20 protein-coding genes are annotated in these 22,881 nt (G+C 60.4%); 10 read left to right on the top strand and 10 right to left on the bottom strand.

The features are described from left to right. The first annotated feature begins 168 nt into the window (after nt 1–168). The 7 genes from ACIQTS_RS04210 to ACIQTS_RS04240 all read left to right on the top strand — a co-directional run bounded on the left by ACIQTS_RS04210 (nt 169) and on the right by ACIQTS_RS04240 (nt 8,037). On the top strand, nt 169–699 hold the full coding sequence (locus ACIQTS_RS04210) for a very short patch repair endonuclease (RefSeq protein WP_402471475.1): 531 nt from the start codon (nt 169–171) through the stop codon (nt 697–699). Between the two features lie 55 nt (nt 700–754). Beyond that, a complete protein-coding gene (locus ACIQTS_RS04215) occupies nt 755–2,038 on the top strand; it encodes an MFS transporter (protein ID WP_402471476.1) in 1,284 nt (427 codons plus the stop codon). Between the two features lie 216 nt (nt 2,039–2,254). Beyond that, nucleotides 2,255–3,799: an ABC transporter substrate-binding protein gene (locus ACIQTS_RS04220; protein WP_402471479.1), complete on the top strand. Its 1,545-nt coding sequence runs from the start codon at nt 2,255–2,257 to the stop codon at nt 3,797–3,799. 1 nt (nt 3,800) lies between these two features. Next, on the top strand, nt 3,801–4,754 hold the full coding sequence (locus tag ACIQTS_RS04225) for an ABC transporter permease (RefSeq protein WP_402471482.1): 954 nt from the start codon (nt 3,801–3,803) through the stop codon (nt 4,752–4,754). Beyond that, nucleotides 4,747–5,598 (top strand): ABC transporter permease, encoded by an 852-nt coding sequence (locus ACIQTS_RS04230; RefSeq protein ID WP_402471484.1) that lies wholly within the window; start codon nt 4,747–4,749, stop codon nt 5,596–5,598. Before ACIQTS_RS04225 ends, ACIQTS_RS04230 begins: the two co-directional genes overlap by 8 nt. Beyond that, the gene (locus ACIQTS_RS04235; RefSeq protein WP_402471486.1) at nt 5,591–7,129 is read left to right on the top strand and encodes an ABC transporter ATP-binding protein; all 1,539 of its coding nucleotides are present in this window, start codon (nt 5,591–5,593) and stop codon (nt 7,127–7,129) included. Before ACIQTS_RS04230 ends, ACIQTS_RS04235 begins: the two co-directional genes overlap by 8 nt. Before the next feature lie 68 nt (nt 7,130–7,197). Next, a complete protein-coding gene (locus tag ACIQTS_RS04240; protein WP_402471488.1) occupies nt 7,198–8,037 on the top strand; it encodes a transporter substrate-binding domain-containing protein in 840 nt (279 codons plus the stop codon). An 86-nt stretch (nt 8,038–8,123) separates the two neighbouring features. On the opposite strand, the gene ACIQTS_RS04245 is transcribed toward ACIQTS_RS04240, so the two are convergent. The 6 genes from ACIQTS_RS04245 to ACIQTS_RS04270 form a co-directional block, all read right to left on the bottom strand. Further along, nucleotides 8,124–9,197 (bottom strand): alkene reductase, encoded by a 1,074-nt coding sequence (locus tag ACIQTS_RS04245; RefSeq protein ID WP_402471491.1) that lies wholly within the window; start codon nt 9,195–9,197, stop codon nt 8,124–8,126. A 211-nt stretch (nt 9,198–9,408) separates the two neighbouring features. Then, complete coding sequence (locus ACIQTS_RS04250; protein ID WP_365946104.1) at nt 9,409–10,161, bottom strand: SDR family oxidoreductase; 753 nt, start codon at nt 10,159–10,161, stop codon at nt 9,409–9,411. Nucleotides 10,162–10,276: 115 nt separating this feature from the next. Next, nucleotides 10,277–11,677, bottom strand: a complete 1,401-nt coding sequence (locus ACIQTS_RS04255; protein ID WP_402471493.1) for an ABC transporter ATP-binding protein — start codon at nt 11,675–11,677, stop codon at nt 10,277–10,279. Further along, nucleotides 11,674–12,432 (bottom strand): energy-coupling factor transporter transmembrane component T family protein, encoded by a 759-nt coding sequence (locus tag ACIQTS_RS04260; protein WP_402471495.1) that lies wholly within the window; start codon nt 12,430–12,432, stop codon nt 11,674–11,676. Before ACIQTS_RS04260 ends, ACIQTS_RS04255 begins: the two co-directional genes overlap by 4 nt. A gap of 7 nt (nt 12,433–12,439) precedes the next feature. After that, nucleotides 12,440–13,246 carry a glycosyl transferase family 9 gene (locus ACIQTS_RS04265; RefSeq protein ID WP_105659162.1) on the bottom strand — a complete coding sequence of 269 codons (807 nt, stop codon included), beginning with the start codon at nt 13,244–13,246 and terminating at the stop codon, nt 12,440–12,442. A 117-nt stretch (nt 13,247–13,363) separates the two neighbouring features. Then, nucleotides 13,364–14,422 (bottom strand): nucleoside hydrolase, encoded by a 1,059-nt coding sequence (locus tag ACIQTS_RS04270; RefSeq protein WP_402471497.1) that lies wholly within the window; start codon nt 14,420–14,422, stop codon nt 13,364–13,366. 245 nt (nt 14,423–14,667) lie between these two features. Between ACIQTS_RS04270 and ACIQTS_RS04275 the strand changes: the two genes are divergently transcribed. From ACIQTS_RS04275 to ACIQTS_RS04285, 3 genes are all read left to right on the top strand, one after another. Beyond that, the gene (locus ACIQTS_RS04275; protein ID WP_365946108.1) at nt 14,668–14,820 is read left to right on the top strand and encodes a hypothetical protein; all 153 of its coding nucleotides are present in this window, start codon (nt 14,668–14,670) and stop codon (nt 14,818–14,820) included. 491 nt (nt 14,821–15,311) lie between these two features. Further along, a protein-coding gene (locus tag ACIQTS_RS04280) for an IS3-like element ISAar44 family transposase (protein WP_402471499.1) occupies nt 15,312–16,789 on the top strand; the annotation gives its coding sequence in 2 pieces (ribosomal slippage) (nt 15,312–15,702 and nt 15,702–16,789; 1,479 coding nt in all). A 289-nt stretch (nt 16,790–17,078) separates the two neighbouring features. Beyond that, the gene (locus tag ACIQTS_RS04285) at nt 17,079–18,023 is read left to right on the top strand and encodes an HNH endonuclease (RefSeq protein ID WP_365945408.1); all 945 of its coding nucleotides are present in this window, start codon (nt 17,079–17,081) and stop codon (nt 18,021–18,023) included. Between the two features lie 567 nt (nt 18,024–18,590). On the opposite strand, the gene ACIQTS_RS04290 is transcribed toward ACIQTS_RS04285, so the two are convergent. Genes ACIQTS_RS04290 through ACIQTS_RS04305 form a run of 4 tightly spaced genes read right to left on the bottom strand, consistent with a single transcriptional unit; the run spans nt 18,591 to nt 22,742 of the window. Further along, nucleotides 18,591–19,913, bottom strand: coding sequence for an MFS transporter (locus ACIQTS_RS04290; RefSeq protein ID WP_402471501.1), 1,323 nt, complete (start codon nt 19,911–19,913; stop codon nt 18,591–18,593). A 5-nt stretch (nt 19,914–19,918) separates the two neighbouring features. Continuing rightward, nucleotides 19,919–21,067 (bottom strand): galactonate dehydratase, encoded by a 1,149-nt coding sequence (gene dgoD, locus ACIQTS_RS04295; protein ID WP_013350471.1) that lies wholly within the window; start codon nt 21,065–21,067, stop codon nt 19,919–19,921. Then, nucleotides 21,064–21,708 carry a 2-dehydro-3-deoxy-6-phosphogalactonate aldolase gene (locus ACIQTS_RS04300; RefSeq protein ID WP_365945410.1) on the bottom strand — a complete coding sequence of 215 codons (645 nt, stop codon included), beginning with the start codon at nt 21,706–21,708 and terminating at the stop codon, nt 21,064–21,066. The genes dgoD and ACIQTS_RS04300 overlap by 4 nt, the downstream gene beginning before the upstream one ends. A 41-nt stretch (nt 21,709–21,749) precedes the next feature. Continuing rightward, nucleotides 21,750–22,742: a 2-dehydro-3-deoxygalactonokinase gene (locus tag ACIQTS_RS04305; RefSeq protein WP_365945411.1), complete on the bottom strand. Its 993-nt coding sequence runs from the start codon at nt 22,740–22,742 to the stop codon at nt 21,750–21,752. Nucleotides 22,743–22,881: the final 139 nt, after the last annotated feature.

Raw genomic sequence — 22,881 nt, forward strand, 5'->3', positions numbered from 1 at the left:
CTGCCTGTTGCCGACCGGCCCGATCCCGGCCGGCCATTCCAGCTCCAAGCTACTGCGGCAGCCAAGGTTTGGGAACCGTTGCAAGAGGTTTCATCCGCTGGCTCCAGCAAACCATCCAGCCAAAGCCCAGCCAGCAGTGCGCGGCCTGTTCGCGGCGCACAATGGACTATGGACATCATGTCGGCGGCGCAGCGCTCGGCGCTCATGTCGCGCATTTCCAGCAAGAACACCGGACCGGAACTGGTCCTGCGCCGGTTGCTGCATGCCGCCGGGTACCGCTACAGCGTGCACGGCGTCCTGCCCGCACGGCAAGTAGCCCAGCTGCGTGCTGCGCATCCCGGCATCCCGCTGCGGGGCGGAAAGCTTCCCGGATCCCCGGATCTGGTCTTCAGCGCCCGGCGCAAGGCCATCTTCGTCAACGGCTGCTTCTGGCACGGCCACGACTGCCCGGTGGGCCAGCGGCGCCCCGCATCCAATACCGGGTACTGGAACCCCAAGCTGGATGCCAACATCGCCCGGGACCAGTGCAATCGCGATAGCCTGGCGGCACTTGGCTGGGAATCGCTGACGCTCTGGGAATGCGAGCTGAAGGCGATGGATGGCGTCTTGGACAGGGCGGCAAGTTTCCTCGGACCGGTACGGATCCTGCCGGGCAGCCCCGGCGGGCAGGACCCGTCCCAGGGCACCGGTGTTGGCTAAGATCAAAGAGTCCGCCCGATCTGCCCGCAGCGCACCTGCCCGTTCCCCGAGGTCCATGAAAACCAGCACGTCCCGCTTCGAAGTCCCGGTACTGCTGGGAACCCAGACGCTGTTCAATATCGGCTTCTACGCCGTGGTTCCCTTTCTTGCCGTAGTGCTGGCCAACGACTTCCTGTTGGCAGGCGCCGCGGTGGGCCTGATCCTGGGCATCCGGACTTTCGCCCAGCAGGGCCTCTTCCTGGCCGGAGGCAGCCTGGCCGATCGCTTCGGCGCCCGGCGCATGATCCTCATTGGCTGCGCAGTGCGCGCCGCCGGGTTCCTCACGCTGGCCGCCTCGCTGTCCTTGGGTGACCCGAAGCTCTGGTTGTTCATCCTTGGCACATTGCTCACCGGATTCGGCGGGGCACTTTTCTCTCCGGGCCTGAGCATTCTGGTGGGCGCGGCCCAGAGCGCGCGCGACAGGGGCCAGCCCACGGGAGCCAAGCGGGCCACGCTCTTTGCGTGGCTGAGCGTCACCGGAGAAATCGGCGCGGTGGCTGGACCGCTGGTGGGAGCGGCCTTGTGGGATTGGGGGTTCGCGGCCGTTGCAGGTTTCGGGGCAATCTTCTTCATCGCCATCGGACTGTTCCTGGCTGCGGCATTGCGCCGCTACGCTCCGGAAGTCACTTCGCTGGATCATGCTGGATCCCGGGCCAAGCGGCCGGCCCAGCCTGGCAGCCTGCGCCGTTGCCTGGCGGACCGGAAATTCGTGGCCTTCTGCGCCTTGCATGCCTCGGACCTGCTGGCATACAACCAGCTCTATTTGGCCATTCCCCTGGAATTGGAACGCACCGGCCTGCCCACCCAGTGGCTGGGACTGGTTTTCGCGTGGATCTCCGTGCTAACTCTGGGCTTGCAATTGCCCATCGCATGGCTCGCCGCACGGATCGGCTTGGCGGCGACCCTGCGTTGCGGATATTTCTCCAGCGCCTTGGGGTTCGGCGTACTCGCCTTTCTCCCCGCCACGGCATTTGGCGAGAATACCGCGGCGGTACGCATCTTGTGCGCGGTCACCCTGCTGGCCTTGGGGCATATGAGCGTGCACCCTGCAGCTCTTTCGCTGGTTCCCGGATTCGCCGGGCACCGGGGTACCGGATCCTACTTCGGCTTGCTGTCCAGTTGCGGCGGCCTGGCGGTGCTACTGGGGAATTTGCTGGTGGGCTGGCTCTTGTCCCAGGCCGGCCAGGGCCACGTCCCCGGATTCCTGCCGTGGCTGGTTCTCATCATTCCGCTGGTCGTTGCTTCTTGGCTTGGCGCATCGCTCGTGAGGCGTTCAGGCCTGCAGACCCAGGGTGCGTGAACTGCGACACATGACGCGCTGCCCTCGCAGAATTTCCACGGGGCACCCCAACTTTGCACTACTCAGCTTCCACTCTTCCCAGGCTCTCTGCGGGGGCTTTTCCTCCGCTTTCCCTGCCGGGTCATAATCAGCAAAACGAGGCAACTAATTAGGGTACGCTTACCGAGGCTCTATTGCATTAGATGCCAATCCATCACGTAATACCGAAGGATTTCCATGAAACTTGGACGATTGAGCGTTGCCGCAGGTTTTGCGGCCATTGCCCTGGCGCTGACCGCCTGCAGCTCCACCCCTGCGAGCTCCGCCCCGGAACAAGCCGCGGACCCGGAAGCCCGCGTGGTTGTGGCCAATTTCCGCGCCCCGGTCTCCAATTGGGCGCTGGAAAGCGACGACGCCTATGTGCTCTCCATCGCCGGTTGCCTGGAAACCCTGGCCAAATACAACCAGAGCACCAAAACCGTTGAGCCGATGCTCGCTGCTTCCTGGAAGCAGTCCTCGGACACCGAATGGGATTTCGAGCTGCGCAAGAACGTACTGTTCCAGGATGGCACCGCCATGGATGCCAAGGCCGTTGCCGGCTCGCTGAACCACGTCCTTAAGGCCACCGCCCCGGCCCGTGCGGTGAACCCCAAGACCATCAAGAAGGTCCAGGCCCTGGACGCTGATACCGTGCGCGTCACCACCCCCGCCGCGGATCCGCTGCTGCCCTACCGCATGGCCAGCGTGAATGCCGGCGTGCTCTCCCCTGCCGCGTACACCGGCAAGGGCATCGACCCGATGAAGCACTGCACCGGACCTTTCGCCCCGGTCTCCGAAAAAGCCGGGCAGTCCCTGACCTTGGACCGCAACGCGAATTACTGGGACGGAGAGGTGAAGCTGGCCGGCGGCGAAATCCGCTACATCACCGAAGGCGCCACCCGCGCCACCCAGGTCCAGACCGGAGAAGCGGACATTTCCATGTCCATCCCGGCCACGAGCCTGGCGGCTTTGGAAGCCGATAGCAAGATCAGCGTGCTCAAGGCCGATTCGCCTCGCACCTCGACCCTGTACCTGAACAACTCGCGTGCCCCATTCGAGAACCTGGACCTGCGCAAGGCCGCCACCATGGCCCTGGATCTGCCGGCCATGGCCGCCAGCATCTACGAAGGCGCCGCGCAGCCTGCCACCGGCCCCTTCGCCCCGAGCGAGCCCTGGGCCAACCCGGATCTGGCCGTGCCGCAGGTGAATATCGAAGAAGCCAAGAAGCTGGTGGAAGCGTCCGGCTACCAGCAGGACAAGCCGCTGGAAATCATTGCGATCACCGAACGCGCGGAGTTCGCCGGGGTAGGCGCCATCGTCCAGGAGCAGTTCAAGCAGATCGGCTTGCAGGCAAACGTGGTGACCAAATCCTACGGCGCCGCGGAGCCCGATGTGCTGGCCGGCAACTACGACATGATCCTCAGCCAGCGCAACCGGATGATCGACATTGCCGATCCGATCGGCTTCCTGCAGTCCGACTACACCTGCGAGGGCGGCTACAACCTGAGCCACTACTGCAACAAGGACTACGACCAGCTGATCGGCCAGGCACTGGCAGAGAAGGACGAGGCCCAGCGCCACGACCTCTACCGCCAGGCAGGGGACCTGCTCGCCGACGACGCCGCGAACGTCTGGCTGGTCAACGAGCAGGCTATCGACGGCGTGGGAGCCAAGGTCCAGGGCTACGTCCAGGACCCGCTGACCCGCTACGTGCTGACCAAGGATCTGGCGAAGACCAGCTAGCGTGTCGCCTCTAGCCACCATGCTGCGCCGGGCCATTGGACTCGGCGCAGCAGTTCTGCTCTCATCCTTCGCGGTATTCCTGGTCCCCTTCGTTTCCCCCGGGGACCCCGTGCGGTCCTTGCTGCGCGCCCGCATGGATATCGGAACCGCCGACGAGGCAACGGTGCAGGCCTACGCACAGCAATTCGGCCTGCACGACCCGATGCTGGTGCAGTTCGGACGGTGGCTGGGCCGATTCGCCACCGGAGACATGGGCATCTCGCATATCAGCGGCACCCCGGTAGCCGACCAGGTGCTGCCGGCCATCGGCGTCACCCTGTCCTTGGCCGGCAGCGCACTGGTGGTGGCCATCGCCGTGTCCATTGTCTTGGGAGTGCTGTCGGCCACCCGTGCCGGGAGGTGGCCCGATAGGCTGATCACCTCGGCGACCCATGCGTTGATTGCCATCCCCGAATATGCGCTGGCTCCGCTGCTGGTCCTGCTCTTCGCGGTGCGCTTCTCGCTGCTTCCCTCGGCCGGTTTCGAATCCCCGGCCTCGATGGTGCTGCCGGTCTTCATTCTGGCCTTGCGCCCCATCAGCTTCTTCACCGTCGCGGTGCGCTCGGGGGTGCGCCAGGCATTGGACTCCGAGCACGTGCTGGCCGCCCGCGCCCGCGGGCTGAGCAGCACCCAGGGGCTGGTCCGCCATGTGGTTCCCCACGGTTTGCTGCCGCTGTGGACCATGGTGGGTGTCTGGTTTGCCGGGCTGCTGGGCGGGTCGGTCATCGTGGAAGTCATCTTCGCCATTCCCGGAATGGGCCGGCTGATCTTCGACTCCATCGTCGATGCCGATATCCCGGTCGCCCAGGGTGGCGTGGTGGTGGTCGTCACCTGTGCCGTACTGGTGACCGGAATCGTTGACCTGGTGCACAGGATCAGCGATCCCAATGTGAGGATTGGTGTACGACATGGCTAGGAATCATTCCAGGGAAATCCTGTTTTCCCCTCCCGCGTTCATCTTGCTGGCGGTGGTCATCCTGACCATCGCCGCCCCGTGGATTTCCCCCTACAACCCCGACGCCCAGAACCTGGCGGACCGGTTGCAGGGACCCAGCCTGTCCCATCTGCTGGGCACCGATGCCCTGGGCCGCGACACCTTGAGCAGGGTGCTGCACGGTGGCCGGTTCTCACTATCGGTAGCGCTGATCACCACGCTGTTCGCGCTGCTGGTTGGCACCGCACTGGGCCTGCTCAGCGCGATGCGCGGCGGATGGCTGGATGAGCTCTTCCTGCGCGTGAACGACTTGCTGCTCGCACTGCCCGAAATCGTGATTGCGCTGCTGATCATCGCGGTCATGGGCCCCGGATTCTTCACCATGGTGCTTTCCGTGGGCGTCGTGGCATGGACCCCCACCGCACGGTTGGTGCGTTCCATGGCGGCCCAGGCACTATCCACCCACCACGTCGAAGCCTCCAGGCATGTCGGCGCTTCGCGCTGGTTCATCCTGCGCCACCACGTCCTGCCCTTCGTGGCTGGACCGGTGCTGGCCCAGGCGGCATTGCGCTTCGGTCTGCTGCTGGTATTGCTCGGCTCCTTGTCCTATCTGGGCATCGGCGTCCAGCCGCCGCAGTCCGACTGGGGTTCAATGCTCGCCGAAGCCCAGCCCCATGCCATCCGCTCCCCTTGGGGCCTGATTGCGCCGGGCGCAGCCATCTTCCTGGTCAGCTTCTGCGTCACCCTGCTGGGCAATCGAATCACGCACGTGCTGGGCGGGCAGGACGTGCTTGCCACCGAGGCCAAGGCGGAAGCCCATGACTAGAGAACTTGAATTCATTGACCTTTCGGTCAGCTCCGGCGATCAGCGATTGCTTTCCGAAGCACGCGGCGCCCTGCGAGCCGGCGAATTGGTGGCGGTTGTCGGGCGTTCCGGTTCCGGCAAGACGCTGCTCACCAAGGCGATCATCGGCCTGCTGCCCCAGCAGCTGCGTGCCGAGGGCCAGATCCTGCTTGACGGCCAGCGCCTTGACCAGCTGGGCGAGAAAGCCATGGACTCGGTGCGCGGACGGCGCATCAGCATGCTGTTCCAGCAGCCCAAGCGCGTGATGAACCCGCGGCTGACCATCCGCGCGCATCTGCTTGAAGCCCTGGGAGCCCACGGCTGGGGCAAAGCCCGCCAGCACGAGCAACAGGTGCTGTCCTTGCTCGAAGAAGTAGGCCTGTCCCCTGCCCAGCAGATTGCCGGCCAGCGCCCGGACCAGCTCTCCGGCGGGATGGCCCAACGCGCCATGCTGGCCATCGCCCTGGCCGCTGACCCGGAGTTCATTTTGGCTGATGAACCCACGTCATCCTTGGACTCGATTCTCAAGGCCGAAGTGCTGCAATTGTTGCGCCGCAAGCAGCAGGAACGTGGCGTGGGCGTCCTGTTCATCACCCACGACATCGCCAGCATCCAGCACATCGCAGACCGCGTCGTAGTAGTCAGCGACGGGCAAATTGTGGACCAGTGCCCCACCGCGCACATCTTCTCCAAGGACCGCCACGCCAAGACACGCGAGCTGGTGGAAGCCAGCTTGCCTCCCCTGCGCACGCCACGAATGAAGGATTCCGCATGCTTGCTGGAAGCGGTGGATGCGGGCAAGAACTACACGCGCCGCGCAAAGGGCCCGGCAGCATTGAAGCCCACAAGCTTGCGCCTGCACGGCGGCCAGATCCTGGGAGTGGTGGGCCGCTCCGGTTCGGGCAAGAGCACCTTCGCCCGGCTGCTGGCCGGGTTGGAAGAGCCAACGACCGGACGGATCATCGATACGCGCCGCAATGGCGAAACAACGCGGGTGCAGGTGATCGCCCAGGAACCGTACTCGTCCTTCGATCCCCGGCTTTCCCTCCGCACGTCAATGAGCGCGGCGGTGCACCGGCTGCCGGCAATCCAGGCCGGCGAGCGCATGGCGCAAGTCATGGCCCAGGTGGGGCTGTCCGGAGAATTACTGGATCGCAGGCCGGGCCAGTGCTCCGGCGGCCAGCTCCAGCGCCTGGCCATCGCGCGGGCGCTGCTGACCGACCCCCAGGTATTGATTTGCGATGAGTCCACCTCTGCACTGGATTCGGTAGCCCAGCGCCACATCCTCGACCTGCTGCTTGAATTGCGCGAGCACATGGGGCTGAGCCTCGTTGTCATCTCCCACGACATGGACGTGATCCGCTATGTGAGTGACGACGTAGCCGTGTTCTACGAGGGCGAGCTGGTGGAGCATCGACCGCTCAACGATTTCCTGGGCAATGCGGAACATCAGCACAGCAAGGATCTCGTGGCCGCGCTGGACCTGACCGCAGCGGTTCCTGCTGCCGGCTGATTTCTGCTCGCGTAAGAAAACCCGGAACTCTTGTGCCCTGACTTGGAGCGCTTATAGATTGATGGACTATGACCGACAGTTCGCAGAAGAATCCGTCCATTACCCGCCGGTTGCCATTGCTGGCCCTATGCGCAGCCTTGTTCCTTGCAGGCTGTTCGGCTCCAGCCCCGGATTCCGGCGACGCCCAGGAGCCAGTTTCCGAGAGCACCCGGCTGACCAGCGTAGCTGAAGCCGGAACGCTGAAGGTCTGCACCACCGGGGACTACCGGCCTTTCACCTACCTTGACCCGGACACCGGGGAATGGTCGGGAATCGACATCACGATGGCCAAGAATCTTGCCGAGTCGATGGGCGCAGAGCCCGAGTTCATCCAGACCTCCTGGAAGGACTTGATGCCGGACTTCCTCTCCGAATGCGATATCGCCGTGGGCGGGGTATCCATTTCCATGGAACGCGCCCAGCAGGCCTACTACAGCGAAGCCACCCTGGACGAGGGCAAGACGCCAATCACCTTGTGCGAGAACGTGGAGAAGTACGACACGGTCAAGGAAATCAACCAGCCCGGGGTCCGTTCCATCACTCCGATTGGCGGGACCAACGAGAAGTTCGCCGACGCGAATTACCCCGAAGGGGAAATCATCCGTTTCGAGGACAACAACAAGATCTTCGATGAGATCATTGCCGGGCGTGCCGATGTGATGACCACCGATGCCTCCGAAACCCGGTGGGTGGCCAACGAGCAACCCGAGCTGTGCGCGGTGCACCCGGATCAGCCATTCAATTTCTCCCAGAAGGCGTACCTGCTGCCGCTGGGCGATGACGAGTTCCAGGAGTACGTGAACCAGTGGCTGAACATGGCCAAGAATGACGGGACGTTGGCGGCTGCCGAGAAGCCCTGGTTCGGATGACCGCCGCCGCCACATGACAATAGGCCAGCGGCCCCGCCCAATGCTGATTGGACGAGGCCGCTGGCATCGCTATTCAGTTGGCGCTATCAGTTCTCCCAGAAGGGGTAGTCGATGTAGCCCTCGGGGCCTTCGGTGTAGAAGGTCGCGAAATCTGGTTCGTTCAGCGGCAGCTGTTCCTTCCAGCGGCGCACCAGATCCGGGTTGGCTATCGCAGGGCGGCCCACGACTACGGCTTCTCCCCAGCCTTCGGCAGCCACGCGTGCGGCTTCCTCATAGGTGGTGATCTCCGCGAAGCCGGTGTTCAGCAGCACCGGTCCGCCAAAGGCCTTGCGCAGCGACTGGACCAGCTCGCCGGCTGGGTCATGGTGCAGGATGCTCAGGTTGGCCAGCTCCAGCGGCGCGATGCCCTGGACCAGCGCGGTGTAGGTAGCCAGCACATCCGCACGATCATTTTCTACCGCGCCCTGGACATTGTGTTCCGGCGAAATGCGCAGGCCGGTCTTGCCGGCGCCAATTGCTTCAGCGACAGCGGTAACTACCTCGATGACGAAGCGGGCCCGGTTCTCCGGGGAGCCACCGTAGTTGTCGGTGCGGGTGTTGGCCGAAGGCGCCAGGAACTCGTGCAGCAGGTAGCCGTTGGCCCCGTGAAGCTCCACGCCGTCGAATCCGGCGGCGATGGCATTGCGCGAAGCGGCAACGAATTCCTCGATGATCCTTGGGAGTTCTTCGGTGCCCAGAGCATGCGGAACCGGGTACGCGTGCTTTCCGGTGTAGGTGCGCGACTCGCCTTCAACCGCGATGGCGCTTGGTGCCTCGACGTAGTTTGCACCGGTGGTTTCCGGGTGGGTGACCCGGCCGGCGTGCATGACCTGGGCCACGATGAGGCCGCCTTCGGCGTGCACCGCGTCGGTGACCTTCTTCCAGCCGGCAATCTGCTCCTCGGTGACCAGGCCCGGCTGGCGGACGAAGCCCTGGCCGGCAAAGCTCGGGTAGGTGCCCTCGCTGACGATCAGGCCCAGGGACGCGCGCTGGCGGTAGTACTCGACTACATCTGCGTTGGGCACGCCGTCCTTGCCCGAACGCGAGCGGGTGAGCGGTGCCATGACCAGGCGGTTGGACAGCTTGAGGTCGCCGAGGGCGAGAGGGGAAAACAGATCCATGGGGCGGGACTCCTGAATTGGAAATTGTAGTTGCACAGCGTAACTATCGCCGCAAGCAACTTATTCCGCTTCGGCTAAGAACATGAGCTGGCTAACGGCTCCAGAGCATTGGAATCGCCTGACGCTCATTGCTTGGATTCGAGGGTTCGCCAGGAGCAATAAACCAGCGGATGCGGCACAACTCCGCACCGCATCCGCTTGATCCGATGGGCTATACGGCGGTGTAGCCGCCGTCAACCAGATGGTAGCTGCCGGTCACGAAGGACGCGGCATCGCTGGCCAGGAAGGCCACGAGCGCCGCCACTTCTTCCGGCTTGCCCAAGCGGGCAATCGGGTGCTTGTCGACCAGCGCATCATAGGCCTTCTTGGGCATTTGCTGCAGCAACGGGGTTTCGATGAAGCCCGGGGCTACGCTGTTCACGCGTACCCCTGAGGTGGCATATTCGACGGCGGCGGTCTTGCTCAGACCCACCACGGCATGCTTCGTGGAAACGTAGGCGGAGCTGCCGGCGAAGCCCACCGAGCCGAGGATCGAGGCCATGTTCACGATGGACCCTCCCCCGTTCTCGCTCATGGCGTTCGCCTGGGCACGGGTTCCGCGGAAGACGGCGTTGAGGTTCACGGAGATGACCTTGTCCCAGTCCTCGTCAGTCAGCTCGCCCACCTTGGCGGCGCGGCCGCCGATGCCTGCGTTGTTGACGCCGATCTTCAATGGAGCCATGGCGTTGGCCGCCTTGATGGTTTCGTCTATGACAGCCGAAGAGCTGGCATCTCCTGCAACAGCTACGGCTTCTCCGCCTGCGGCCTTGATGGTTTCCACGGTAGCGCCAGCGGCCTGCGCATTGAGGTCCTGGACCACCACCTTGGTTCCATTAGCGGCTAAGAGGATGGCGATAGCCTGTCCAATGCCCGAACCGGCGCCGGTGACTACTGCCGAACGATCTGCTACATCATACTGAGCCATGATGGACCCACTTTCCGTTTCAAGATGGTCACGGGATTTCCGTTGGCCTCATACCTTGGACGCTACTCCGAACCATCCCGAAAGTCGATGACGTGTCAATCAAAGGTCGGTGAGCTCAGTCACTGCTCCGCATGCGGTGCACCCTGTGCGCGGTGGACGACATGAACCGCTCATCGTGGGAGGAGAACAGCACCGCTCCCCCGCGTTCGAGTACGGAATCGATGGCCCCGTGCAGGCAGTGAAGCCCCGCCGAGTCCAGCGCTTCGGTTGGCTCGTCAAGGAGGAGCAGCTGCGGTTCGCGCACCAAAACGGTGGCCAAGGCAACGAGCCGGCGGGCCGAAGCTGGCAGCTCATAAGGATGGGTCTGCGCAAAGGATTCCAGACCCAGCTGTGCAAGCACCAACGGCACGCGGTCACGTTGGATGCTCTTCTTGGGAAGGCCAAAGGCGACCTCCCGGGCAACTGTACGCTCGAAAAGCTGGTCCGAAGGGTTCTGCAGGAGCATCCCAGCATCACCTGCCACCCGCACTTTTCCGGCAGTTGGCTTGATTAACCCTGCTGCGGCTTTGAGCAGTGTCGTCTTGCCCGTACCGTTGGCGCCGGCCAGCCCCACGCATTCACCGGCACGGACTTCGAGGTCAAGGTTGGAGATGACCGGGGCGCTGGCGCCTTTGTATCCGAGTTGCACGCCGGCAAAGTCCAGCAAAGGCTTTGCGGATGCGGCGGGGACAGATGGTCTATTAGATTTGGAAGGCAACGCACTGGTTGTAGCGCCTGCAGTTGCTCGCTGCAAAGTTCCTTCCGCCAAGTTCCACAGTGAATCCGCTTCGGCCTCCCATGCTTCTGCCGTCCGGCTCAGCACCACAAGTGCAGTGCCTTCGGCACGCAACCTGGTGATCATCGAAGTCACGGCCTGAGTTGCCTTGGAATCCAACCCGGCCAACGGTTCATCGAGCACAATGATGGACGGTTTGGCTGCGGACAACGCGGCCAGTGCGACCAGGCGTTCTTGGCCTCCTGAAAGCTTGGCGGGATCGCGTTCCAGCAGATGTTCCAGGGAAAGCCGCGTGGATAGCTCGTCGATGAGGTCTGCCATCTCTTCACGGGGCATTCCTTCATTCTCCCGCGCGAAGACCAGCTCTTCTGCAACCGTCTGGCGAATCCCCGAGAGGTAGAGCCCCGCATCGTGGGGCAGCAGTCCTACGTGCCTGGCCCAGCCGGCGACGTCGATGCGTGGCGAACGCTCCGGAGAAAAATCGATCCATTGCCCCGCCAGGCTGACCGTTCCCTCGCATTGGTCCGCTCCCGGCCGCGGAAGCATGCCAGCTAATACTCCGCCCAGCGTGGACTTTCCGGATCCAGAGTCGCCGGCAATGACAGTCAGGGAACCCGGGAAGAATTCCAACTCGATCTCGCGCAAGGCCTCGGCGTGCGCCTCGGAGTAGCGGAAGCTTCCCAGCCTGAGGTGCAGCGCCGCCGTGGTTCCGGCAGGTGCACGGTGATCCATATCCATCATGAGGCTCCCCCGAGAGGCACCAGAATCACTACCGGCACCAGCACCGAACACAGCAGGGCAACCCAGCGGACGCCCCTCTGGATCTGCGAGTCTGCGACACGGCGCAGTCTGCTGTGCTCGCCGCGGGCGGGGAAACCGCGCGCGGCCAGATGCACCGAACGGTCATGGGCATCTTGCACCGAGGAGAGCACCAGCGGTACTGCCCGCAGCTTCAGGCGCTGCAGCCAGCCGGCCAAGCCCCGGCCGGTTCCTGCTTTCCGCAAGGCCTGGGCTTGGCCAATGGCATGCTGCTTTTCCATCATCTGCGGAAGAAGAAACAGCGTGGATGCCAACAGGTATCCCGCCTGCGGCGGAGCCGGAGACAAGTCGATAGCAGCCACCAGCTGGTGCTTGTCGATCAGCACACCGCAAAGCAAACCAGCCACCACCAGCACGGCGGTGCGCAAGGCCAGGGCCATGGCGATTTCCATTCCTCCAAGCGTCAGGCTGACAGGCCCCCATGCCGCGATCACCGCCGAGGAATCCTGTGAAGCCAGTCCATGGATCATCAGCAAGGACAGGAGGGTCGGGAGCATGATGGCACCACTGAGCGCCGCGAGTTTGCGGGCCTTGCCCGCAACTGCGGCAATGGCCAGGCAAAGCGCTATTACCGCGCAGCTCAGCCACCAGCGGCTGGCAGCCGTGGCCACCGAAACGGTGAGCACGGCTAGGCAAAGCACGGTAAAAGGATGCAACTCAGCGATGCGGCGCTTCATAGGTGGCCTACTTGTTTCCGCTCTTGCCCAGCACCTTGTAGCGGCGGATGAATTCGAAAGAACCGCTCAAGCGCTTCGGCAAGGCGAAGACCAGTAACGCCGCGATGAGGAAGACAATTGCCTTGTCTCCCGGGTCAGAGATCAGGGCCTGTTTGGTGACCGCGGAGAGCAGCGAATCCCCCATGGAGCGGAAGGCCGCAACCACTGCGCCGGTACCGACACCCGAGGTGCCGCCGTAGACGAAGGCAGCCACCGGGGAGGAGACTACGCCAACCAGTACACCGGAAACCAGGCCCGCGATTGGGGCAAGGTATGGCCGGCGCAGGGCGCCGTAGCGAGCGGCGGTTCCCGCAAGGAAACCGACCAGTGCGGCTCCGGCAGCGAACGGCAAAACGGTGGGGGCAAACAGCGACCAGATCAGCGTGCTGAGCACACCGGTGGCAGCACCAGCACGGCGGCCGGCCAGGAAGCCCACGAGAACAGTACCGATGGAATCCAGGTAGAGCGGGACCATGACGGACCCGACGAATTGGCCCAGGATGATATTCAGTGCCAGCGCGACCGGGATCAGTGTCAGGGCGGAGACCGGCAGATCCGGCAGCACAGCGAGCAGCAGCAGGACGGCTGCAATCAGGTAGGCGGCGAAAGTTGCCAAGGCAACTCCCTGGCCCAAGCCCTCGACGATTCCCGCGGGTTGGGTGATGACCAGGAACAGGTAGGTTCCCACGAGCAGCAGGGTTCCAGCGGCGCCGAGCACCCTGCGGCGCAGGAGCTGGGTCGCTGATGCTTCGGGCAAAAGAAGGTTCGGTGACATGATGAGGCAATCCTGGGGATACGAGTTTGGCTGCGCGCAGGATTGCTCCCGCAACGCGCGAATGGCGGGTCTATGTCACCTCGACCCGGTAGACGATTCTAGCCCACCTGCCTGCGCTCAGGAATTCTCGTTGAGTTTCCTTGCTAGCGCACCGAGGCGCTGGACCAGCTCGGCAAACCCTGCTTCGGGGTCATTTGACACGACCACCTGGGCATTCGCCGGCTTGCCCCACAGCCCACGGAAATCGGCCACCGTGGTACCAAAGAGTAATTGCGATTCTGTCTCAACGTCAATTGTTGCTGGACGTGTTTCATAATCGAGGGTTCCCGCGGCAACGCCAGCGGCAAAGTAGTCGTGCACGTGAGCGATGTAGCCCTGGTCGTAGTGCCTGTGGAATTCGAAGTAGAACCGCAGGGCGTCAGAAAGGTAGCGCACCAGCGGATTGGAGGACTTGCTCAGGGTCCCCTCCGGGTCGCTAGCCTGGACGATCTCTGGTTCAGCGCATCCGGCTTCAATGGAAAGCTTCGCCAGGAAGTCCGGCTGCATCTCGAAGCGCTCCGTGGTGTCTAGAGAACAGACAATCGGCAACTTCGAGGAATCTAATCCTTGTTCCGCGGCAGCAGTGTAGGCAGCAAAAACTTCCTTTGCCGCATGCGGGTCCACGTGAGTGTTCCACTCAGCGGTAGGCGTGGTGTTGCCTTGGTAGTAGAAGGCGCCGCCCATGATCACTACCTTGCGCAGCAACCAAGGAAGACGTGGTTCGCGTCGAAGTGCCAGAGCGAAGTTTGTCAGCGGCGCAGTCAGGAGCACTGTAAGCTCTCCTGGGTTGGCGCGTGCTGCATGAATCCAATAGTCAACGGCGTCATTGTCTGTAGCTGAGCCTGAGCCAGGATCGGGAAGCGTTGCGTAGCCAACCCCCTGAGGCCCGTGGGTCTCCGGAGTGGTCACGAGCTGAATTTCAAGTGGCTCCCGCGCACCGACGAGCACCGGGACGTCTTGCTTTCCGCAGAACTTGAGCAGAGCGCGGTTATTCGCGGCGACTTGCTCGACATCGACGTTGCCCGGGGTGCTGGTGGCTGCCTCGATCTGCACGTGATCGAGCGAGCACAGATACACCAAGGCCAGGGCATCGTCGATACCAGTGTCGCAGTCGGCCAGTAGACGTATGCGATTCATGAACTACCTCCTGAAACTTGCCATATTTCATTGTGCCCCGAGATACCTCTCGACTGACCTCAAAGACAGGCAGTAAGCCGGATCCTAACTTGATTGCTTTTCTATCGCATCAGTTGCCGCCTCGAAAATCTATTCGACCAGAAATAATATTCATTAGAGCGCTTGAACCTGAACAAGAAACAATTCATTTTACTTCGGACGAATGCTATCTATAGTTAGCTCAACGATCCTGGTTACGAATCCTCATGATTTCCGCCCTGGACGGGCGCCGGCGCTCCAACCAGAAAATGCTCGAACTCACCGAGAACCTACTCGAACGCGATATCGAGTTTCGGGTCCTGGATCTCGACGGCATTGCGGACACCGAAACACAACGGCCCTGGCCTTCGCCATCGTGACAGACCTCGCCCAAACGAAACTCAAAACCGAGCGGGAAAGAACTAATAACTCCGTGGCCATACGCAGCACTGCCAGCGGCGACTCCGGAGGCCGCAGCCCCCACCTCCGCCGGATTCTACATCCCCGATCTGCAGCCGGTCTGATTCAAGCTGAAGATCCAAAGAACCAAGCCGCCAACGATAATATGGGCATGTCCACCACGACCCTCATCTACCGCCGATTTCATGTACCAAAAACCCAATAGTGTTCGGCTGCTTCGCACACTTACCAAGAGCTCCATTCTGTAGGTCTGACGTGCTTAGATAGCAGTATCAGAATTCTAGAGTTAGGGGGCTACGTGGATAACTCTCGTTGGGTTAGCCAAGGGGCAACCCATGCCTTTGAATCTGAGCCGAACGTCGTCCCCTGTCTGTCAGGCTGGAGTGAGACCACTGATTCATAGCAAGTAAACCTCCCCTCAGACAGGGCGAGAACAGGTACAACCGCCATCATGAGCATCGATTCCATCCACCCCACCCCGGGGAACATGCCGGAGAATGGAACTATTGACTCCATCGATTCGCGCCCAGAACAGCCCCGCCGCAGGAGCATCAGCCCAGCCCAGAAACTGGCTTACCTCGACGGCTGCGAACAAGCGATCCAAACCGGCGAGGGCCGAGGCTACCTGCGCGCCAACGCCTTGTATTCCTCGCAGATCGTTGAATGGCGCAGGCTACGCGACGCCGGAGTCCTCGGAGATTCAACCAGCAACAGCTTCCCGGCCCGGTCCAGTAGCCGGCTGAGCAAGGAACAAGCGGAAATCGCCCGACTGAAAAAGCAGCTAGCTGCCAACGAGCAGAAGCTTGCAACCACCCAAACCGCGTTAGAGATCATGGGAAAAGCACACGCGCTCTTGGAACAAATCTCGAAGAGCGCGGATTCCAAATAGCAGCCCAGGACCTCCTGTCCCACGTTTATGAACAACTGGTCACCGGCGGGGTATCAACACGTCAGGCCAGCTCGCTGGCCGGGGTCAGTAGGGCGACGATGAACCGCCGCCAAAACGCTGCCCGCGCAGGGCGAGCACTGCGGGCTACCGCTCCTCGCCCGGCACTAGCGAACAAGCTCACCGCGCAGGAAGAAACCACGATTCTGGCAACGCTGAACACCGAACGGTTCGTGGACCAAGCCCCAGAGCAGATCCACGCCACGCTGCTGCCTGAAGGGACACATCTGTGCTCGGTATCGAGCATGTATCGGTTGCTGCGGAGGGCGAAGCAAGTGGCTGAACGCCGTCGACAGGCCCGTCATCCAGCACGAAAGGTCCCCGAGCTGGTCGCGGATCAGCCTGGAGAGGTGTTCACTTGGGATATCACTAAGCTGGCCGGCCCGACGAAGGGCGTGTATTTCGACGCGTACGTGATGATTGATATCTATTCGCGCTATATCGTCGGTTGCCAGGTACATACTCGTGAATCCGGGGAGCTGGCGCGTGATTTCATTGCCGGGGTGTTCGCCAAAGACCAGGTGCCGAAAGTTGTGCATGCCGACCGCGGCACCTCGATGACCTCGAAACCCGTGGCGGCTTTGTTGGCGGACTTGGACGTGCTCAAATCGCATTCGCGGCCGAAGGTCAGCAATGACAACCCGTTCAGTGAGGCGTGGTTCAAGACCTTGAAGTATCTTCCGACATTCCCGCAGCGGTTTGGATCACTTGTTGATGCCCGGGCTTTCATGGACCGGTTCGTTCAGTCGTATAACGGGCACCATCGCCATTCGGGGATTGGGTTCCATACGCCTGCTGATGTTCATTTCGGGATGACTGGGCATGTTGATGACCAGAGGTTGGCTGCATTGCAGAAGGCTTGGGATGAGCATCCTGAGCGTTTTGGGCGGCGCAGGTTGCCGAAGAAGCTTCAGATGCCCGAAGCGGCGTGGATCAATGAGCCGGTGAAGCGGTTGGAAGGACAAGAAATGCAAGCTGGTTAACACTCATTGGTCTCACTTGACTTGAAAATTTCCGATCTGGACAAGGTCCCATTCATTGCAGTTTCCATTTTGGATTACCCCATATTTTGATTACTTTTAGAATGCATCATATGTCCTGTGAGCGCATCGCTTCGCTTCTTGGACGTGTCTCAATTGACTCGACGTCAACGCGACGCTTTTGACAGTGGATCTCAATTAATCACGAGCATAAATCGGATGCATTTACTCGTAATTTGCCTACTCATGCTGCTATTGTTCAATCATATTGTCACTGAAGGAGAATCACTCAATGCCACGCAAATGGTCTCAACTTGACGATTTGCGATTGCGCCTTGAAGCGATCGAATGGCTTCGTGTACGCACAGATGACGGTAAATACTCACTCACTCGTGAAGAGATCAACGACTTTTTCTTCGACGGTGAACCGTTCAAACTTATCGATCCCATGAAGGGGATCAGAAAGCCTCAGGTGCTCGACACCGCACTGAGCATCATGACCTCCTTCCGGAAACCTGGCGAAGAACGCCCGTACGCCGACGAAGTCGGACCTGATGGTATGCCGAGATATAAATGGGAGGGCAGCGATCCCCACAAGAACACGAACGCTGGTCTTCGTCTTGCTAAAGAGCGGGATCTACCGCTTATTTGGTTTATCGGAGTAGGCGGCTCACCAATGCGGTTCCATGTTCTCTGTCCTGTCAAGATCGTGGGCGAAGAAGCCGATCAAGAGCAGTTCGTTCTGAGCATCGCTGCCGAAAAGGGCTTGTCCCTTGCTGAACTCACAGCACCCGACGGTCCAGACACGATCGTCAAAAAGTATTTAGTCCGTGAGACTAAAGCCCGACTTCACCAGCCAGTGTTCAGAGCTTCGGTGATCCGCGCTTACCAAGTGCGTTGCGCCGTTTGCAACCTGGGGCACGCACAGCTCCTTGACGCCGCACATATCATTCCCGATGCGGACGAAGACGGTATCGCAGCTGTAACTAACGGCCTCACACTTTGCAAAATCCATCATGCAGCTTTCGATTCGCATATCCTGGGCATCACCCCGGACTACACTGTCGAGATTCGACCCGATCTGCTCGACGAAGTCGACGGACCCATGCTCGAACACGGACTAAAACAACGACACAAGCAAAAGCTGATGATGCTTCCTCGCACTGCCAAAGAGCGGCCAGACCGAGAGCTACTCAAAGTCACCTACGACAAGTTTCTCCTAGCTCAAACGGCCTAGCACCCGGTACATAGTCCACGCTCACGGCAAATTTCATGAGTGGCTGCACCGGACACAACTGCAACTGCGGCGATAGGCTGGTCGCGCTCATACGGCGATTAACACCAACGCTTGCGCCTCTGGTAGCCGTAGTCGAGGTCGGCTTTGCCAGGACCCGCTGTAACTTCGTCGCAAGCCAGATGAAAACAAGATCAATCCGCAGGTCAGACATTATTTCGCTGATGCGAACCGACCTACATCCGACCAGCACAACAAGTAGCGGACCTCTTTGCAGTTCCGAATCCCTGCGGCAATGTTCGAATCATCTTGGGTAGGCAAGCAATTGAGGTCTCACAGCCCGGAAAATACCCGGATTTGTTGCTGTTCCGGGAGATTCTCAGTAGGTGGAGAGCAAAGCAGATTTTACTGCCTACCCACCATTGAGTGTGGGCGATTAGGCAATCAACGCACGTAATGATCAGCCCACTAAGCATTCGCTTAGCCGAGATTAGTCCTCGAAATGCGAAATAAGGGGCCCGTTTCAATTCTGAGTTCCGAAACTGGCCCCTTATCTGTAGTTCGCGTTGATTAGCCCTCGACGCGTTTAACCTTGCCGACCAGGAACACGTAGGAGAGGATGCCAACCGCGGCAATGACCGTCATGTAAATGAAGGCTGGGCCGAAATCGGTCGCCGAGACCAGCAAGCCAATCACGATTGGAGTGGCAATCGAGGACAGGTTGCCGATGAAGTTGAACATGCCACCGGTCAAACCAATCAGGCGAGACGGTGCCAGTGCAGATACCAAGGACCAGGTAATCGAAGCCAGGCCATTGCCGAAGAAGGCAATAGACATGAAGGTGATGACCAGTGCGGTGCTGTCCGTGAAGATTGCACCAATCATGCTCATGGAGAGCAACAGCCCGGTGATGATTGGCAGCTTCCGGGAAGTACCCAGGCTCACCCCACGCTTGAGCATGAGGTCAGAGAGAACACCACTGATCAATACACCGACCAACGCCGCGATGAATGGAAGCGACGTCAGAAATCCCGTCTTGATGTAGTCCATCTGGCGGTAGGTCACCAAGTAGGTTGGGAACCAGGTCAGGAAGAACCACAGCGTGGAGGTCAGGCAGAACTGGCCAATATAGATTCCCCACAGCTTCTTGCGTCCCAAAACCAAGGCAAAGTCAGCCTTGCTCAGCTTCGGTGCAACCGTCTTGGCCTTCTTGCTGCCAAGGTCAACAAGTCCGCCACCCTCGCGGATGTACTCGATTTCAGCGGCATTGGCTCTCTTGGAATCCACCGGATTCCGGTACATGATGAACCAGATCAGGCCCCATACGACGCCTACCGCACCGGTGACCACGAAGACCCAGTGCCAGGTCAATGCATGCTGAAGCCACAGCAGGACGGGGGTCAGCAGCGCGAGACCTATGAACTGGCCAGAGGTGTAGAAGCCAATAGCGGTGGCGCGCTCACGTTCAGGGAACCAGGCAGTGACCACCTTGTTGTTGATTGGGTACGCAGGGGCTTCGAAGCCACCGACAGCCATTCGCAACACGATCAAAGCAATGAAGCTTCCGGCCATGCCCATGAAGATTGTGGCCACCGACCACAGCACCAGGCAAATTGGGTACAGCAGACGAGGCTGAACTCGGTCTACCAACCAACCGCCCGGTAGCTGCATGGCCGCGTAGGTCCAGCCAAAGGCAGAGAGCAACAGGCCTTGCTGCGCTGTGTCCAGGCCGAACTCCTCGGAGATCAACGGCGCTGCAACCGAGAGGTTTGAACGATCCATGTAGTTGATTACTACGGTGAGGAACAACATGAAGGCTACGGCGTAGCGCGTCTTTGTAGCTTTGCCAGCGCTCTTGAGTGTTGCAGCTGACGACAGTGTCGACTGAGACATACGATTTACCATTCTGCGAAGGATCCGTCCTTGTGACGCCAAATTGGGTTGCGCCAGCGATGACCTTCAGCTGCGCGTTCAATGACGTACTCTTCATTTACATCAATGCCCAGACCCGGACCTTCAGGGATGGCAACCATGCCATCCTCGTAGGCGAAGACCGACGGATCATTGACGTAGTCAAGGAGATCGTTGGATTTGTTGTAGTGGATTCCCAGGGATTGCTCCTGGATAAAGGCGTTGTATGCACCGGCATCGATCTGCAGGTTCGCGGCTAGAGCGATTGGGCCCAGTGGGCAGTGCAAGGCGACTGCAACGTCATAGGCTTCAGCCATCGCCGCAATCTTGCGGGCTTCGGTGATGCCGCCACAGTGCGAGGGATCCGGCTGAATGATGTCCACCGCTCCGCTGGCCAAGACATCCTTGAAGTCCCAACGGGAGAACAGCCGCTCGCCCAAGGCAATCGGAGTACTGGAATTGCGCAATGGCTCCAGCATGGAGTTCACGTTTTCACTGAGTACCGGTTCTTCAATGAACATCAGCTTGAAGGGCTCTAGTTCCTTGAGCAGGACTTTGGCCATTGGCTTGTGCACTCGACCATGGAAGTCAACGCCGATGCCTACGTTCTCGCCTACTGCGTCGCGGACAGCCTGAACGTTCTCCAAGCACCCCTGAACCTTGTCCCAGGTATCGATGTACTGGAGTTCTTCGGTGCCGTTCATTTTCACTGCAGTGAAGCCACGTTCAACAGCGGCCTTCGCGGCGGCTGCGGTATCCGACGGGCGGTCGCCGCCAATCCATGAGTACACGCGGATCTTGTCGCGCACCTTGCCACCGAGTAGCTCGTAGGCAGGAACCCCAAGGGCTTTGCCCTTGATGTCCCACAGCGCCTGGTCGATGCCGGCCAGGGCGCTCATCATGATGCCGCCACCGCGGTAGAAGCCGCCGCGGTACATTACCGTCCACAGGTCCTCGATGTTTCGCGGATCCTGGCCGATGAGGTAATCCGAAAGTTCCTCAACTGCTGCGGCAACAGTAGATGCGCGGCCTTCGAGTACTGGCTCGCCCCAACCGACAATTCCCTCGTCGGTTTCGATCTTCAGGAACAACCAGCGAGGTGGCACCATGTACGTGGTCAGTTTTGTAATTTTCATGCAGACTTCCTCATCTCATGAATCGTTTGGTAGGCAGAGACAAGATTGCCTGCCCTCGTTTTCAGGTCTTCAAGGCTTCGTCCGGACTTGTAAAGGGAGGAGCCAATGCCAAAACCTGTGGCTCCGGCTTCCAGCCATTGCGCCATGTTCTCCTCGTTGATGCCCCCGACAGGGATCAGGCCAATGCCGGAGGGAATCACAGCGGTCCACGCCTTGAATCCCGCCAGGCCTACTTGCTCGGCAGGGAAAATCTTGACGTTCTTCGCTCCGGCTTCAATGGCATCAAAGGCGTTGCTCGGAGTAGCAGCACCTGGGAACGAATCCATGCCCAGCGCCACCGTTTCTTGGATAACCCGCACGTTGGTGTTTGGCGAAACGATGATTTGGGAGCCCGCCTCGTGGCACGAGCGAACTTGGTCTACGGTGAGCACAGTTCCTGCACCAACTACTGCGTCTTCAGGTAGCGCACCGCGTAAAATTTCGATGCTCTTCAATGGCTCCGGGGAATTCAGCGGTACCTCCAAAGACCGAAAACCGCTGGCATAGAGCGCTTCGCCAACGCCTTGAGCTTCCGAAGGATGAAGACCTCGCAAAATGGCTACGAGTCCGGCAGCCTTCAAAGTTGTCGTCAGTTCATTCACGGCAAAACCTTTCTTGATAAATCGTGTTGCAAGTTGGTGGCTCAGACCGAGGGGGTCTGCAGGAGGCCTTGTGCGCTTGCAACGGCCCAGATTCCCCGAGGGGCTGTGCCTTGCAGTTCGCGCACCTGATCAATTCCGAAAATATTCAGCGCCCTGGTGTACCTGGAGCTGAGTTCCTTATTGCCGCAGATGGTCAGCGACAGGGCGTCGTTGGTGGCTTGCTTGCCAAGAACGGAACGGATTTCAGCACCGATCATCAGCCCAGAGAGATAGTTACTGACTTCGTTTTTTTCCAAACGCTCGGTCAGAACCAAGGTTCTCGCGGAGAAGGCCGTGAGCATCAGATCCGCAGCGCCCTCGCCCGATTGCGATACCTTCACGCCTCGATCAAAGGCCGACCAATTCGCCGATGATGCTGGCTCGATGAGCTTGGAGAGGATGGACCGGGTGCTGAGCAGTGCAAACGTTTCACCTGTCATGGAAGTGCAGAATTCGGTAATCGTGCGTCCGGAGACCTTGACCCATTTGGAGTGCGTCCCCGGGAGCAGGAACAGTTGCTCTTCGGAGTCATCTGCGTTCAGGGCGGCAAGATCAATGGCACCGAGGATTTGAGTTTCTTCACCGCGCATGACGTCTGGAAGTTCTTTGAGGTCCAAGACGCCGGGGATGATCTGCATCGTTCGGCCCGGAGCGATCTCCACTGATGCCAACTCGAATTCTGGATCAGCCAAATTGGCTGGAACTGGTCGGTAGGCCGCTTCGGTCCAGCCCTGCTGACTGCCAACCATTCCGCAGGCGATCACGGGGACATTCTCGAAGTTATCCAGCCAATCGCCGCACAGTTCGGTCAGCGTCGCCTTGAAGGCCTCATCGAGGGACTGGGTCTCGGCTTGCGCCTTCGAGGCCACTTGCATGATGCCAAGAGCTGCACTGCGTTCCGCCACGATGTGGCCATCGGCGCCCATGAGGTAGGCGCGTGCGGACGTAGTTCCCCAGTCCAAGGCGATCAACTGGGGTTCGGCGATGTTTGTCATAACTCCTGTTTTCATTTCATGGACTGCACAAGATCGTTCAGCTGTGCTCCCCTTCACATCTGAATAGTGTCGGAGGTATCCCAATAGTTCAAAAGGTGTTGTATATAGTGGGATGAAATACTTTGATCTTTTCATACCA

This window comes from Glutamicibacter sp. NPDC090743 (assembly GCF_044769125.1).
GTDB lineage: Bacteria > Actinomycetota > Actinomycetes > Actinomycetales > Micrococcaceae > Glutamicibacter.